13 protein-coding genes are annotated in these 13,218 nt (G+C 68.3%); 6 read left to right on the top strand and 7 right to left on the bottom strand.

What is annotated here, in order from left to right; genetic code table 11:
- Positions 1 to 408 precede the first annotated feature (408 nt).
- Complete coding sequence (msrA, locus tag CFB41_RS13655; protein WP_041492935.1) at positions 409 to 969, top strand: peptide-methionine (S)-S-oxide reductase MsrA; 561 nt, start codon at positions 409 to 411, stop codon at positions 967 to 969.
- A gap of 42 nt (positions 970 to 1,011) precedes the next feature.
- Here the strand turns inward: msrA and CFB41_RS13650 are convergent, their stop codons facing one another.
- The 3 genes from CFB41_RS13650 to pdxH all read right to left on the bottom strand — a co-directional run bounded on the left by CFB41_RS13650 (position 1,012) and on the right by pdxH (position 4,317).
- Positions 1,012 to 2,307, bottom strand: a complete 1,296-nt coding sequence (locus tag CFB41_RS13650) for a DUF72 domain-containing protein (protein WP_089456817.1) — start codon at positions 2,305 to 2,307, stop codon at positions 1,012 to 1,014.
- Positions 2,308 to 2,330: 23 nt separating this feature from the next.
- Positions 2,331 to 3,551, bottom strand: coding sequence for a cyclopropane-fatty-acyl-phospholipid synthase family protein (locus CFB41_RS13645; protein WP_089440881.1), 1,221 nt, complete (start codon positions 3,549 to 3,551; stop codon positions 2,331 to 2,333).
- Between the two features lie 121 nt (positions 3,552 to 3,672).
- The gene (gene pdxH, locus CFB41_RS13640; protein WP_089456816.1) at positions 3,673 to 4,317 is read right to left on the bottom strand and encodes a pyridoxamine 5'-phosphate oxidase; all 645 of its coding nucleotides are present in this window, start codon (positions 4,315 to 4,317) and stop codon (positions 3,673 to 3,675) included.
- Positions 4,318 to 4,445: 128 nt separating this feature from the next.
- Between pdxH and CFB41_RS13635 the strand changes: the two genes are divergently transcribed.
- On the top strand, positions 4,446 to 5,303 hold the full coding sequence (locus CFB41_RS13635) for a ThiF family adenylyltransferase (protein WP_069248702.1): 858 nt from the start codon (positions 4,446 to 4,448) through the stop codon (positions 5,301 to 5,303).
- Between the two features lie 110 nt (positions 5,304 to 5,413).
- Here the strand turns inward: CFB41_RS13635 and trxA are convergent, their stop codons facing one another.
- Together trxA and CFB41_RS13625 are read right to left on the bottom strand one after the other, a co-directional pair.
- Positions 5,414 to 6,262, bottom strand: a complete 849-nt coding sequence (trxA, locus tag CFB41_RS13630; RefSeq protein WP_089456815.1) for a thioredoxin — start codon at positions 6,260 to 6,262, stop codon at positions 5,414 to 5,416.
- A 52-nt stretch (positions 6,263 to 6,314) separates the two neighbouring features.
- Positions 6,315 to 7,196 (bottom strand): pirin family protein, encoded by an 882-nt coding sequence (locus CFB41_RS13625; protein WP_089456814.1) that lies wholly within the window; start codon positions 7,194 to 7,196, stop codon positions 6,315 to 6,317.
- A 259-nt stretch (positions 7,197 to 7,455) separates the two neighbouring features.
- Between CFB41_RS13625 and CFB41_RS13620 the strand changes: the two genes are divergently transcribed.
- Positions 7,456 to 8,334, top strand: a complete 879-nt coding sequence (locus CFB41_RS13620; protein ID WP_179250065.1) for an EamA family transporter — start codon at positions 7,456 to 7,458, stop codon at positions 8,332 to 8,334.
- 54 nt (positions 8,335 to 8,388) lie between these two features.
- On the opposite strand, the gene CFB41_RS13615 is transcribed toward CFB41_RS13620, so the two are convergent.
- Positions 8,389 to 9,909, bottom strand: coding sequence for an N-acetylmuramoyl-L-alanine amidase (locus tag CFB41_RS13615; protein WP_089440877.1), 1,521 nt, complete (start codon positions 9,907 to 9,909; stop codon positions 8,389 to 8,391).
- Positions 9,891 to 10,445, bottom strand: coding sequence for a tRNA (adenosine(37)-N6)-threonylcarbamoyltransferase complex ATPase subunit type 1 TsaE (tsaE, locus tag CFB41_RS13610; RefSeq protein WP_089456812.1), 555 nt, complete (start codon positions 10,443 to 10,445; stop codon positions 9,891 to 9,893). Before tsaE ends, CFB41_RS13615 begins: the two co-directional genes overlap by 19 nt.
- A gap of 17 nt (positions 10,446 to 10,462) precedes the next feature.
- Here tsaE and queG point away from each other — a divergent pair, with 17 nt between their 5' ends.
- The 3 genes from queG to xerD all read left to right on the top strand — a co-directional run bounded on the left by queG (position 10,463) and on the right by xerD (position 13,180).
- Entirely contained in the window at positions 10,463 to 11,698 is a 1,236-nt protein-coding gene (gene queG, locus CFB41_RS13605; RefSeq protein ID WP_089456811.1) for a tRNA epoxyqueuosine(34) reductase QueG, read from the top strand.
- A gap of 64 nt (positions 11,699 to 11,762) precedes the next feature.
- Entirely contained in the window at positions 11,763 to 12,230 is a 468-nt protein-coding gene (locus tag CFB41_RS13600) for a methylated-DNA--[protein]-cysteine S-methyltransferase (protein WP_089426179.1), read from the top strand.
- Positions 12,230 to 13,180, top strand: coding sequence for a site-specific tyrosine recombinase XerD (xerD, locus tag CFB41_RS13595; protein WP_089456810.1), 951 nt, complete (start codon positions 12,230 to 12,232; stop codon positions 13,178 to 13,180). Before CFB41_RS13600 ends, xerD begins: the two co-directional genes overlap by 1 nt.
- Positions 13,181 to 13,218: the final 38 nt, after the last annotated feature.

Below are 13,218 nucleotides of genomic sequence, written 5' to 3'. Positions count from 1 at the left end.
GGTGTGCCGGATCGCCGCGCGCGGAGCGAGACGGATGCATGGCAAGGAGGTGAGGCAATCGAAGCCGCGGCCCGCGACGCGGTGACGTCCGGGCGAGTGACGCGGGTGATGTCTGTTAAGGCATGCATAGCGATGTTCCGGCAGATGATGTTTGCATCAGGGTCGGGCATGCATCGGGCGCGTTGCGCGAGTCAGCGGGTTTGCCGCCACGCTCGCGCGTGCCTAAGTGTAGTCGAGAAAACGGGCGGCCGGTCGCGCGCGGCACCTGTGCACTCTGTCAGGTTCGCGCGCGAGTGAGATACTTGCCGACGTGCCGTTGCGACCCGCGCGCGGGTGGGCAGCGGCGAGACGGAACGGTGGCGCCGGCGCATGCGTGCCGGCTGCCGACATCAATGAGGGACTGATTTCATGGTGAACGAGATGCTTGAAACCGCGACATTGGGAGGCGGGTGTTTCTGGTGCACGGAGGCGGTGTTTCTCGACGTCGACGGCGTGACGGCCGTCCAGTCGGGCTACGCGGGCGGCCATACGCGCAATCCCGGCTATCGCGACATCTGCGAAGGCGACACGGGCCACGCGGAAGTCGTCAACGTGACGTTCGATCCGGCACGCATCGGCTATCGCGAGATCCTCGAGATCTTCTTCGCGACGCACGATCCGACCCAGTTGAACCGGCAGGGCAATGACGTCGGCACGCAATACCGATCGGTCGTGTTCACCCATTCGGACGCGCAGCGCGACACGGCGCTCGACGTGATCCGCGAACTGGAGCGCGAGCAGGTGTTCGGGCAGCCGATCGTCACGCAGGTCGTGCCGCTCGACGGCAACTACTGGCCGGCCGAGGATTATCACCAGAACTATTACGCGCGCAATCCGGGGCAGGGCTACTGCTCGGTCGTGATCGGGCCGAAGCTCGCGAAATTCCGGCAGAAGTTCTCGCACCGGCTGAAGTCGCTGCGCGGCGCGTAAGCGTCGTGACCGCGGCCGGCGCAAGCCGGTATCAAGCGGGTATCAAGCCGCCTCGTTGCGCCACTGCGCGCACGCGGCGGCGATTTCGCGCGCAAGCGCGATGCACGACAGCGGCGCGGAGCCTTCCGCCTTGTTGTTGATCGTGATGATCACCGGCTGTCCGGCCAGCGCATAGCGCGCGGCCAGTTCGGCGAGCGCCGAGCGCGTGGCCGGATCCTCGTCGACGAGCTTGTCGAACGGCTCGTACTTCGCTTTCGCCTGTTCATACTTGAAGCCGCCGTGCAGGCTCCAGCGCACGATCAGCGGGCCCGGCGCGTCGCCGTCGAGCAGCGCGAGCGCGGCCGCCTGGCGCAGCGGGTCGGGCATCCGCGCGTGCAGGCCGACGCAGTAGCGCACGCCGAGTGCGGCGAGCGCACGGATGAAGCGCGGCGTGAGCAGGCTCGCGTCGCGAATCTCGATCGCGTAGCGGCTGCCGTCGGCTTCCGGCGGCAGCGGCGGCAGCGCCGCGAAGAACGCGGCCAGCCGGTCGATCAGTTCGGCCGGCCGGGCAAGCAGCGTGTCGGGCAACGGCGAGAACTGGAACACGAGCACGCCGGCTTTCCGGCCGAGCCCTTCGACGCACGGCTGCACGAATTCGCGGGTGGCGAGATCCGCGTCGAGGAAGGTCGGGTTCGGTCCCGACGGTTCGCCGCGCCGGCCGCGGATCACCGCATCGGTCACGGAGGCCGGCGCCTTCACGACGAAGCGGAAATCGTCGGGCACCTGCTGCGCATAGCGCAGGTAGTCGGCCACCGACAGCGGGCCGTAGAACGACCGGTCGAGGCTCACGCTCTTCAGCAGCGGATGCGCGCCATACGCTTCGAGCCCTTCGCGGGAGAGTTTCGTCTGAGCAAAATCGCCGTCGTAGACGATGCCGTCCCAGCCCGGGAAGGTCCACGACGACGTGCCGAGCCGGACGTTCGGCGGCAGGCCGGCCGCTGCATCGGCCACATCCGGTGCGATCGGTGCGGGCAGCACGCCGCGCCGGCGCCGGCCTTTCTTCGGCGGCTCAGCGGGCGGGGACGGCTCGTCCCACAGCAAGCCGGAAGCGGCGGGAGGTGTTTCGTCTGAAGAACGGGGGTGGGTGGGGGGGCGCGGTGCCGGCTGCGTGTCGTTATGCGCGTCCGGTTTCAGCAGTTCGTCGGAATCGGCAGGCGGGCCATCGTTCGCGGGCGACGCGCGTGCGGCGTCGGCCGGCACGCCGAACAGGTCGAATTGTCCGTCGGCGTGCGGCGCGTTCGCGTCGTCGTGCTGCTGTCGTTCCGGCGGCGTCTTGCGCCGCGTCCTGCCGTCACCCATGCATGCCCAGCGTGAAGCGCCGCCTAGCGTGGCAGCGCGTGTTCGTACATATAGCGCCGCGACCACGGCAGCGTCTTCGCGCTCTGCCCGGCCTTGCGGCACACGATCTGGAAGATCGACACGTCGTCGTGCTCGAACGCATACGCGCAGCCGGCGAGATACACGCGCCAGATGCGGAATTTTTCGTCGTCGACGAGTTGTCGCGCGGCGTCGGCCTTCGCCTCGAAGTTTTCCGTCCAGATATCGAGCGTGCGCGCATAGTGCCGGCGCAGGCTTTCGACGTCAATCGCTTCGAGCCCGCCGCGCTGCGCGGCTTCCAGCGCCAGGCTGATGTGCGGCAGCTCGCCGTCCGGGAACACGTAGCGATCGATGAACTCGCCGCCGCCGAGCGCCGTCTCGCCGCTTTCCGCGTCGGTCGACGTGATCCCGTGGTTCATCGCAATGCCGTCGTCGGTGAGCAGGTCGTGGATCCGCGAGAAATAGAGCGGCAGGTTCTTGCGCCCGACGTGCTCGAACATCCCGACGCTCGTGATGCGGTCGAATTGCCCGTCGATCTCGCGGTAGTCCTGCAGCCGGATCTCGATTTTGTCTTCCAGCCCGGCGGCTTTCACGCGCGCGGTCGCGAGGTCGAACTGGTTCTGCGACAGCGTGACGCCGAGGCACTGCGCGCCGAATTTCTGCGCGGCGCGCAGCACGAGCGCACCCCAGCCGCAGCCGATGTCGAGCAGGCGCTGGCCGGGCTGGAGCCGGATCTTCGTGAGGATGTGGTCGATCTTCTTGATCTGCGCGGTGGCGAGATCTTCGTCGCCATTCTCGAAGTACGCGCACGAGTACACCATGTTCTCGTCGAGCCACAGTTTGTAGAACTCGTTCGAGACGTCGTAGTGATACTGGATCGCCTTCTTGTCGGTGCTCTTCGAGTGATTGAAGTAGCGCTTCACGCGCGCCAGCTTGCTCGCGCTCGTCACCGTGCTGCGCGCGAGCGAGTAGCCGATGTTGATGATGTCCGACAGCTTGCCTTCGATGTCGATCTTGCCCTTCACGTACGCCTCGCCGAGATTGTCGAGGCTCGGTTCGAGCAGCAGCGGCAACGCCGACGCGCTGTTGACCTTCAGCGTGACCTGCGGCGCGCTGAAGGTGCCGAAATCGAGTTGATCGCCGTTCCACAGCACGAGGCGCGCCGGTATGTTCGCTTTCGCCCGTACTTCGTCCGCCCACTGTGCCAGCTTCTTTTCCCAGAACATTTGGATTCTCCGTTTGTTCGTTGAATCGAATACAGCCAAGTATCTTGACCGGCGCCCGCCGCTTGCGAGGCGGGCGCCCGAATGCAACACGAGACACGACCGGCGCGCGCCGGCGCCGCGCTTACGGCGACAGGCGCGAAATCGACCAGCCCGTCGACGTGCCGGCGTCGCGCGTATAGAGCAGGCGGTCGTGCAGCCGCGACGGGCGGCCCTGCCAGAACTCGATCGAGTCGGGCACGAGGCGGTAGCCGCCCCAGTGCGGCGGGCGCGGCGGGTTGTCGCCGTAGCGTTCGCTGGCGGCCTTTTCCTGCGCTTCGAGCGTCGCGCGGCTGTCGATCACCGCGCTCTGTTCCGACGCCCATGCGCCGATGCGCGAGCCGAGCGGGCGCGACGCGAAATAGCGGTCGCTTTCTTCCGCGCTGGTTTTCTCGATCCGGCCTTCGATGCGCACCTGGCGCTCGAGCTCGATCCAGTAGAACAGCAGCGCGGCCTGCGGGTGTGCGGCGAGATCGCGCCCCTTGCGGCTTTCGTAATTGGTAAAGAAGACGAACCCGCGTTCGTCGACGCCCTTGATGAGCACGATGCGTGCCGACGGCCGGCCGTCGGCGCCGACGGTCGCGAGCGTCATCGTGTTCGGCTCGGGCAGCTTGGCGGCGAGCGCCTCCTTGAACCAGCGGTCGAACTGGGCGAAGGGGTCGTGGGCGACATCGGCTTCGTCGAGCGAAGCACGTGAGTAATTGATGCGGAGATCGGCGAGAGTCGTCATGTTATGCAAACGCTTCAATCTGGAACCATTGTAGCCAACGCGCAGGAAACGTGCGTGCACAGTGGCGCGTGCGAGCGAGGAGTTCAGGCAAAATAGAGGGCTGCACGACTTACGTTTTCCTTGCTGCCATGTCCGTCGCCGATGCTGCCCCGCCCAGTTCCTCTGATCTTACCCCGACCCCGGAAATCCAGCTTGACGTGGATCGCGCGCGGCGTTTCGGCGGCGTGGCGCGCCTGTACGGCGCGCCGGCCGCCGCCGCGTTCGAGCGTGCGCACGTCGCGGTGATCGGGATCGGCGGCGTCGGCTCGTGGGTGGCCGAGGCGCTCGCGCGCAACGCGGTCGGCACGCTGACGCTGATCGATCTCGACAACGTCGCCGAAAGCAATACGAACCGGCAGATCCACGCGCTCGACGGCAATTACGGCAAGCCGAAGGTCGATGCGATGGCCGAGCGGATCGCGCTGATCGATCCTGCGTGCCGCGTGAACCGGATCGAGGATTTCGTCGAGCCCGACAACTTCGACGCGCTGCTCGGCGGCGGCTTCGACTACGTGATCGACGCGATCGACAGCGTGCGCACGAAGGTCGCGCTGATCGCGTGGTGCGTCGCGAAGCGCCAGCCGCTCGTCGTGGTCGGCGGCGCGGGCGGCCAGCTCGACCCGACGCGCATCCGGATCGACGATCTCGCGCTGACGATCCAGGATCCGCTGCTGTCGAAGGTGCGTGCACAGTTGCGCAAGCAGCACGGCTTTCCGCGCGGGCCGAAGGCGCGTTTCAAGGTCAGCGCCGTGTATTCGGACGAGCCGCTGATCTATCCGGAAGCCGCCGCGTGCGACCTCGAGGACGGCACCGAGCCGTCCGCGGCCGCGCACGTCGCGGGGCTCAACTGTGCGGGGTTCGGTTCGAGCGTGTGCGTGACGGCGAGCTTCGGCTTCGCGGCCGCCGCGCATGCGCTGCGCGCGATCGCGGCGCAGGCGGCGGGCTGAGCCGCTGCGAATCGCGGTCGTTGTGCAATGCGGCGGCGCGTGATACGCGCCGTGCTTGACGTGGTGATCCGGCAGCCGGGCCGTTGCAGCCCGGCCGGTCCCACGTCAGTTCAGTTGAGCGCCATGCTCAGCCTGCGCCGCCACCCGGCGACGAGGTCCGGGCGATCGCCGGCCAGCTCGAACACCGAGATCAGCGTGCGGCGGCCGAGATCGTCGCCGTACGCGCGGTCGCGCGTGACGATTTCCAGCAACTGCTCCACCGCGCCTTCGTACGCGCGCCGCGCGATCAGGCTCTGCGCGAGGTCGAAGCGCGCGTCGAGATCGGCCGGGTTCGCCGCGATGCGCGCTTCGAGCGCGTCGGTCGGCGGCAGGTCGGCCGTCGCGTCGAGTGCGTCGAAACGGGTCTTGATCGCCTGGTAGCGCGGATCGCCGTTCTGCACGGTCTGCGGCAACAGGCGCTTGGTCTCGGCGCGCGCGGCGTCGACCTGGTTGTTCGCGAGCAGCAGTTCGATCAGGTCGAGGCGGGCGTCGTCGAAGCCCGGGTTCAGCGCGAGCGCCGCTTCGAGGTGCGTGAGCGCGTCGTCGTAGCGCGACTCGGCCATCGCATCCTGCGCGGCACGCCGTTCGGCTTCCTCCGGCGCCGGCAGCAGCCGGTCGAGGAAGGCGCGCAGCTGGCCTTCGGGCAGCACGCCGACGAACTGGTCGACGGGGCGCCCGTCGGCGAACGCGATCACGTGCGGGATGCTGCGCGTCTGGAAGTGCGCGGCGAGTTCCTGGTTCTCGTCGACGTTGACCTTCACGAGCTTCCAGCGGCCTTCATAGTCGCCTTCGAGCTTTTCCAGCAGCGGGCCGAGCGTCTTGCAGGGGCCGCACCACGGCGCCCAGAAGTCGACCAGCACGGGTGCGTCCAGCGACGCCTCGATGACGTCTTTCTCGAATGTGGCAAGCGTGGTGTCCATGTCGTTCTCTTCCGTTCGAATGTCGTCAGGATGGGGGCGGCGCGCCCCTTTTTCAACGCGGCTTCGACTCGGGCAGCGGAATCCACTCCGTTTCGCCCGGCACCTTGCCCATTTCCTGGCGCGTCCAGGCTTGTTTCGCGCGCTCGATCGCCTCGCGGCTGCTCGCGACGAAATTCCATTCGATGAAGCGCTCGCCGTCGATCTTGTCGCCGCCGAGCAGCATCGCACGTGCGCCGCTGCCGCTCGTCAGCGTGACCGCGGCGCCGGGCGTGAGCACGGCCATCTGCTCGGCCGGCACCGGCGTGCCGTCGATCGCAAGCTCGCCGTCGACCACGTAGACCGCGCGCTCCTCGTGCGACGCGTCGAGTGCGAGGCGGCCGCCGGCCGCGAATTCGGCCGCGACGTACAGCGTGCGCGAGAACGTCGTGACCGGCGAGCGCAGCCCGAACGCATCGCCGGCGATCACCGTCAGCGCGACGCCGTCCTCGTTGCGCTTCGGCAGCGTGTCGGCCGCATGGTGCTCGAACGACGGCTCGGTCGTCTCGTGCGCGCGCGGCAGCGCGACCCAGGTCTGGATCCCGTGCACGGTGTGGCCGTTTTCGCGCTGCGCGTCGGGCGTGCGTTCGGAATGGACGATCCCGCGGCCGGCCGTCATCCAGTTCACGTCGCCCGGCACGATCTCCTGCAGCGAGCTGAGGCTGTCGCGGTGCAGGATTGCGCCGTCGAACAGGTAGGTGACGGTGGCGAGGCCGATATGCGGATGCGGGCGCACGTCGAGCCCCGTGCCGGGCGGCAGCGTGGCGGGCCCCATGTGATCGAAGAAGATGAACGGGCCGACGAGGCGGGCGGCGAGCGCGGGCAGCGTGCGGCGCACCTGCAGGTTGCCGATGTCGCGCACGTGCGGCTTCAGCAGGGCTTTGATCGGAGCGGTCATGGCGGATCCTGTGGGGCGGCGGGGGATGCCGGTCATTGTACTGGCCGTCCGCCGCCGATTCCATGCGCGCCACGCGGGTATCGGGCCGGGAGCTGAAACCCGGTAGACTGACCGGCTTCTCAGAGGAAAACACCGGGCCGCCCCGGGTTTTCCGCCTCGCAGCAAGTCTTCTCGGGGCGCCCGCCGCAAAGCGACAGGGAAAGCGACAGGGCCTGAGCGCACCGTGCACGACCATTCGACAATCGAGGAGACGCCGATGATGGCCCCGAAGGACTTGCTGCTTGCGCTGGTCGTGATCCTGGCGTGGGGCGTGAACTTCGTCGTGGTCAAGGTCGGCCTGCACGGCATGCCGCCGATGCTGCTCGGCGCGCTGCGCTTCACGCTCGCGGCCGTGCCCGCGGTGTTCTTCGTGCGCCGGCCGCAGATTCCATGGCGCCTGCTGGTGCTGTACGGCGCGACGATCCAGCTCGGCCAGTTCGTGTTCCTGTTCACCGGCATGTACGTCGGCATGCCGGCCGGCCTCGCATCGCTCGTGCTGCAGTCGCAGGCATTCTTCACGCTCGTGTTCGCGATGCTGTTCCTCGGCGAGCGGCTGCGCGTGCAGAACCTGCTCGGGCTCGCGATCGCCGCGGGCGGGCTCGTCGTGATCGCGGCGCAGGGCGGCCGCGCGATGACGCTCGCGGGCTTCCTGCTGACGATCTGCTCGGCCGCGATGTGGGCGTTCGGCAACATCGTCACGAAGAAGGTCGGCCGTGCGAACCTCGTGTCGCTCGTCGTGTGGGCCAGCCTCGTGCCGCCCGTGCCGTTCTTCCTGCTGTCGCTATGGTTCGAAGGGCCGCAGCGGATCGCGACCGCGCTCGCCGGGCTGAACGGCGCGTCGATCTTCGCGGTCGTCTATCTCGCGTTCGTCGCGACGCTGCTCGGCTACGGGCTGTGGAGCCGTCTGCTGTCGCGCTATCCGGCCGCGCAGGTCGCGCAGTTCTCGCTGCTGGTGCCGATCGTCGGGCTCGCGTCGTCGGCGCTGCTGCTCGACGAGCATCTGACGCGCCCGCAGCTGATCGGCGCGGCGCTCGTGATGGGCGGGCTCGCGGTGAACGTGTTCGGCGGGAAACTGATGCGCCGCTTCGCGGCGTCGTGACGCGCCGGCACGCACTGCGTGCCGGCGGCGGGGCGGGGCGGCCGCGTCCGGCCGTCAGGCCATCCGGCTCTTCGCGAGCGGCGGATTCGCGGCGAAATAACGCTTGATGCCGCGGAAGATCGCGTCGGCCATCTGGTCGCGATAGCCGTCGTCGTTCAGCCGGCTCTCTTCTTCCGGGTTGCTGATGAAGGCCGTTTCAACGAGGATCGACGGAATGTCGGGCGCCTTCAGCACCGCGAACCCGGCCTGCTCGACCGAGCCCTTGTGCAGCTTGTTGATGCCGCCCACTTCCTTCAGCACGTAGTTGCCGTAGCGCAGCGAATCGCGGATCTGCGCGGTCGTCGACATGTCGAACAGCGCGCGGTTCACGGCCGCGTCCGCCGTCTTGATGTTGATGCCGCCGATCAGGTCGGACGAGTTCTCCTTGTTCGCCATCCAGCGTGCCGCGGCGCTCGTCGCGCCGTGGTCGGACAGCGCGAACACCGACGAGCCGCGCGCGGACGGCGTCGTGAATGCATCGGCGTGGATCGACACGAACAGGTCGGCGCCCACGCGGCGCGCCTTCTGCACGCGCACGTTCAGCGGCACGAAGAAGTCGGCGTCGCGCGTCATCATCGCGCGCATGTTCGGCGCGCCGTCGATCTTCGCGCGCAGCTTCTTCGCGATGTCGAGCGCGATGTGCTTCTCGTACGTGCCGCCGCCGCCGATCGCGCCCGGATCCTCGCCGCCATGGCCCGGATCGATCGCCACCGTCAGCAGGCGGACGGTGCCGCCCTTGCCGGATTTCGGCGCGGTGAACTTGTAGGTGTCGCCATCGTCGTCGCTGTCGTCGCGGCGTGCGATGACCGGCGGCGGCTTGACGGCCGGCTTCGCGGGCGTCGAAGGGGTGGCGGGCGGCGTGTGCGGCGTGGCCGGCGTGTTCTGCGCGAAGCGCTGGAAGAACGCGTCGCTGTTGTCGCCCGCGGCGGGCGGCGGAGTACCGGGGCCGGCCAGCGTGGTCGGCGGCTGCATCTGCTGCGCACGTGCCGTGTCGTTGAGCGCCTGCTCCTTGCGTTCCGTCTGCGCGATCAGGTCGGACAGCGGATCGGGCGCGACAGCCGGATACAGGTCGAACACGAGCCGGTACTTGTAGGTGCCGACCGGCGGCAGCGTGAACACCTGCGGCTTCACCGAACCTTTCAGGTCGAACACCATCCGCACGACGTGCGGCTGATACTGGCCGACGCGCACCGACTGGATCTGCGGATCGTTCGGCGCGATCTTCGACACGAGGTCGCGCAGCGCCTGGTCGAGGTCGAGGCCGGTCAGGTCGACGACGAGACGGTCGGGACCCTGCAGTAGCTGTTGGCTATTCTGCAGCGGCTGGTCGGATTCGATCGTGACGCGCGTGTAATCGCGTGCGGGCCACACACGCACGCCGAGCACCGACGACGCGCGCGCGAGCCGCGGTGCGACGAGACCGAGCACCAGCGTCGACGCGCCCGCGCACAGGATCTGGCGGCGCCGCCAGTTGTGCGTCGCGGTGGCCGCCGATTCGATCGAGCGGAACGGTTTGATCAACATCTTTCGAGACATGCCTTTCCTGAAACGCTGTACGCCCGGACGGTGAGGGCGCGGCCGTCGCCGTCCACGTCGAGCGAGAAAACCAGATCGGGTACGCCGAGCAGCGTGCCTGCCTGTTGTGGCCATTCGACGAGGCAGATCGCGCTGGAATTGAAATATTCGCGAAAGCCTGCGTCGGACCATTCGGCCGGATCGTTGAAACGATACAGATCGAAGTGATAGACCTCGAGTTCCCCATCGTCGCGTTCGAGCGCGTACGGCTCGACGAGCGTATAGGTCGGGCTGCGCACGCGCCCCGTGTGGCCGAGGCCACGCAGGATCGCGCGCACGAGGGACGTCTTGCCCGCGCCGAGATCGCCGACCAGCTGGATCTGCAGCCCGTCGAACGCATGCGCGCGGGCAAGCTCGGTGCGCGCCGCGTCGAGCGCGTGCGCGAAGCGGGTGCCGAAGGCCTCGGTCGCCGCTTCGTCGGCGAGCGCGATCACGCGCTCCGCGAGCGGGGCGGGCAGCATGGCGTCGTGAGGCGGATGGCTGGGCGTGGCTGGCATTCTCGTAAAATAGTGCGATGAACCGATTACCGGAACTCGCCGCATCCGACAGACCTTCGACTCGTGCCGAAGGTGCGGCACCGTGCGCGCTCGACGATGCGGCGTTGACTGCGCTCGCCGCGCGCATCAGGGCGTGGGGGCGCGAATTGGGTTTCGGGGCGATCGGCATCAGCGATACCGATCTCTCGGATGCCGAAGCAGGCCTCGCCGCCTGGCTGGAAGCCGGATACCACGGCGAAATGGATTATATGGCGAAACATGGGATGAAACGCGCGCGTCCGGCCGAACTTGTGGCCGGTACGCGACGTGTGATCTCTGCCCGGCTCGCCTATCTGCCGGCCGAAACGCTGGCCGCCGACGCGCCTGAAAGCGAGCGGGGCGCGCTCGTGCCGCACGACTGGCGTGCGCGCGAACGGGCCCGGCTCGACGATCCGCAGGCGGCCGTCGTGTCGATCTACGCACGCGGCCGCGACTATCACAAGGTGTTGCGCAACCGCCTGCAGACGCTCGCCGAGCGCATCGAGCAGGAGATCGGTGCGTTCGGCTACCGCGTGTTCACCGATTCGGCGCCCGTGCTCGAGGTCGAGCTCGCGCAGAAGGCCGGCGTCGGCTGGCGCGGCAAGCACACGCTGCTGTTGCAGCGCGATGCGGGCTCGCTGTTCTTCCTCGGCGAGATCTACGTCGACGTTCCGCTGCCGACCGATGCGCACACGTCCCCCGACACCGCGCCCGAGACGCCCGGCGCGCACTGCGGCAGCTGCACGCGCTGCATCGACGCCTGCCCGACCGGCGCGATCGTCGAGCCGTACCGCGTCGACGCGCGCCGCTGCATCTCGTACCTGACGATCGAACTGAAAGGCAGCATCCCCGAGCCGCTGCGGCCGATGATCGGCAATCGCGTGTACGGCTGCGACGACTGCCAGCTCGTGTGCCCGTGGAACAAGTTCGCGCAGGCCGCGCCCGTCGCCGATTTCGACGTGCGGCACGGCCTCGATCGCGCGACGCTCGTCGAGCTGTTTGCGTGGGAGGCGGACGCGTTCGATACGCGGATGCAGGGCAGTGCGATCCGGCGCATCGGCTACGAAAGCTGGCTGCGCAATCTCGCGGTCGGGCTCGGCAATGCGCTGCGCGCGGACGCGGGCCGGCTCACGCCGCAGGCGCGCGACGCGATCGTCGCCGCGTTGCGCGCGCGGGCCGACGATCCGTCGCCCGTCGTGCGCGAGCATGTCGAATGGGCGCTGCGTGCTGCATGAAGGCGGCGTAAAGTGTCGTCGGCGCGCGGTGGTGCCGCGCGCATCCATCGGTCAGGAGAGGGCCATGTTCAATGCAGTCATCGACGCACCGTTCGGCAAGGTCGGCATCCGCACGGATGCCGCAGTGGTGCGCGAGATCGTCTATCTGCCCGAATCGGTGAAGTCGGTCGATCCGGATTCCCCGCTCGCGCAGCGCGCGGTCAAGCAGATCGAACGTTATTTCGAGCGTGCGTCGGCGCGCTTCGACCTGCCGCTCGCCGAAGTCGGCAGCGCGTTCCAGCACCGCGTGTGGGACGTGATCAGCGATATTCCGCCCGGCACGGTGCTGACCTACGGGCAGGTCGCGAAGCGGATCGGCAGCGCGCCGCGCGCGGTGGGCCAGGCGTGCGGCGCGAACTACTTCCCGCTCGTGATCCCGTGCCATCGCGTCGTCGCGGCGGGCGGACTCGGCGGCTTCGCGAACCACGACGACAACGGTTATTACCAGAAAGTGAAGCGCTGGCTGCTGGCGCACGAAGGCGTGCCGTACTGATGAGTGAATCGCTGATGTCCCCCGCAGTCGACGGCGATGCCGTCGAGGTGTCCCCCGCGCTGCTCGCGAGCCGCGCGTCGATCGACGTGTTTTGCGATGCGCTGTGGCTCGAGCACGGGCTGGCGCGCAACACGCTCGATGCGTACCGGCGCGATCTGGTGCTGTTTTCACAATGGCTGGCCGAGACGCACGACGCATCGCTCGATTCGGCCGACGAAGCGATGGTGACGGGCTACATCGCCGCGCGCAGCGACGGCAAGGCGACGTCGTCGAACCGGCGGCTGTCCGTGTTCCGGCGCTATTACGGCTGGGCCGTGCGCGAGCATCGCGCGAGCGCCGACCCGACGCTGCGGATCACGTCCGCGAAGCAGGCGGCCCGGTTTCCGTCGACGTTATCGGAGGCGCAGGTCGAGGCGCTGCTCGGTGCACCCGACATCGGTACGCCGCTCGGCCTGCGCGATCGTACGATGCTCGAGCTGATGTATGCGAGCGGGCTGCGCGTGAGCGAGCTCGTGATGCTGAAGACCGTCGAGGTCGGGCTCAACGAGGGCGTCGTGCGCGTGATGGGCAAGGGCTCGAAAGAGCGGCTCGTGCCGTTCGGCGAAGTCGCGCAAGGGTGGATCGAGCGCTACCTGCGTGAGGCGCGGCCGGCGCTGCTCGGGGCGCGCGCGGCCGACGCGCTGTTCGTGACCGCGCGCGGCGACGGGATGACGCGCCAGCAGTTCTGGAACATCATCAAGCGCCACGCGCAGCACGCGGACGTGCGCGCGCACCTGTCGCCGCACACACTGCGGCACGCGTTCGCGACGCACCTGCTGAACCATGGCGCCGACCTGCGTGTCGTGCAGCTGCTGCTCGGTCACAGCGATATCTCGACCACGCAGATCTACACGCACGTCGCACGCGAGCGGTTGAAGACGCTGCACGCGGAACACCATCCACGCGGTTAGCGCATCCGGCGCGGCGCGGGCCGAGTCGCACGCACCGG

The sequence above is a fragment of the Burkholderia sp. AU33803 genome (assembly GCF_002223095.1).
Classification (GTDB): domain Bacteria; phylum Pseudomonadota; class Gammaproteobacteria; order Burkholderiales; family Burkholderiaceae; genus Burkholderia.
Note: the sequence above shows the minus strand (reverse complement) of the source record. Positions and strands in the feature narration are given on the sequence as shown.

What these genes read in the sequence shown, in the direction of transcription:
- msrA (WP_041492935.1), top strand. Translation starts at nt 409, where the DNA reads ATGGTGAACGAGATGCTTGAAACCGCGACATTGGGAGGCGGGTGTTTC.
- CFB41_RS13650 (WP_089456817.1), bottom strand. Translation starts at nt 2,307, where the DNA reads ATGGGTGACGGCAGGACGCGGCGCAAGACGCCGCCGGAACGACAGCAG.
- CFB41_RS13645 (WP_089440881.1), bottom strand. Translation starts at nt 3,551, where the DNA reads ATGTTCTGGGAAAAGAAGCTGGCACAGTGGGCGGACGAAGTACGGGCG.
- pdxH (WP_089456816.1), bottom strand. Translation starts at nt 4,317, where the DNA reads ATGACGACTCTCGCCGATCTCCGCATCAATTACTCACGTGCTTCGCTC.
- CFB41_RS13635 (WP_069248702.1), top strand. Translation starts at nt 4,446, where the DNA reads ATGTCCGTCGCCGATGCTGCCCCGCCCAGTTCCTCTGATCTTACCCCG.
- trxA (WP_089456815.1), bottom strand. Translation starts at nt 6,262, where the DNA reads ATGGACACCACGCTTGCCACATTCGAGAAAGACGTCATCGAGGCGTCG.
- CFB41_RS13625 (WP_089456814.1), bottom strand. Translation starts at nt 7,196, where the DNA reads ATGACCGCTCCGATCAAAGCCCTGCTGAAGCCGCACGTGCGCGACATC.
- CFB41_RS13620 (WP_179250065.1), top strand. Translation starts at nt 7,456, where the DNA reads ATGGCCCCGAAGGACTTGCTGCTTGCGCTGGTCGTGATCCTGGCGTGG.
- CFB41_RS13615 (WP_089440877.1), bottom strand. Translation starts at nt 9,909, where the DNA reads ATGTCTCGAAAGATGTTGATCAAACCGTTCCGCTCGATCGAATCGGCG.
- tsaE (WP_089456812.1), bottom strand. Translation starts at nt 10,445, where the DNA reads ATGCCAGCCACGCCCAGCCATCCGCCTCACGACGCCATGCTGCCCGCC.
- queG (WP_089456811.1), top strand. Translation starts at nt 10,463, where the DNA reads ATGAACCGATTACCGGAACTCGCCGCATCCGACAGACCTTCGACTCGT.
- CFB41_RS13600 (WP_089426179.1), top strand. Translation starts at nt 11,763, where the DNA reads ATGTTCAATGCAGTCATCGACGCACCGTTCGGCAAGGTCGGCATCCGC.
- xerD (WP_089456810.1), top strand. Translation starts at nt 12,230, where the DNA reads ATGAGTGAATCGCTGATGTCCCCCGCAGTCGACGGCGATGCCGTCGAG.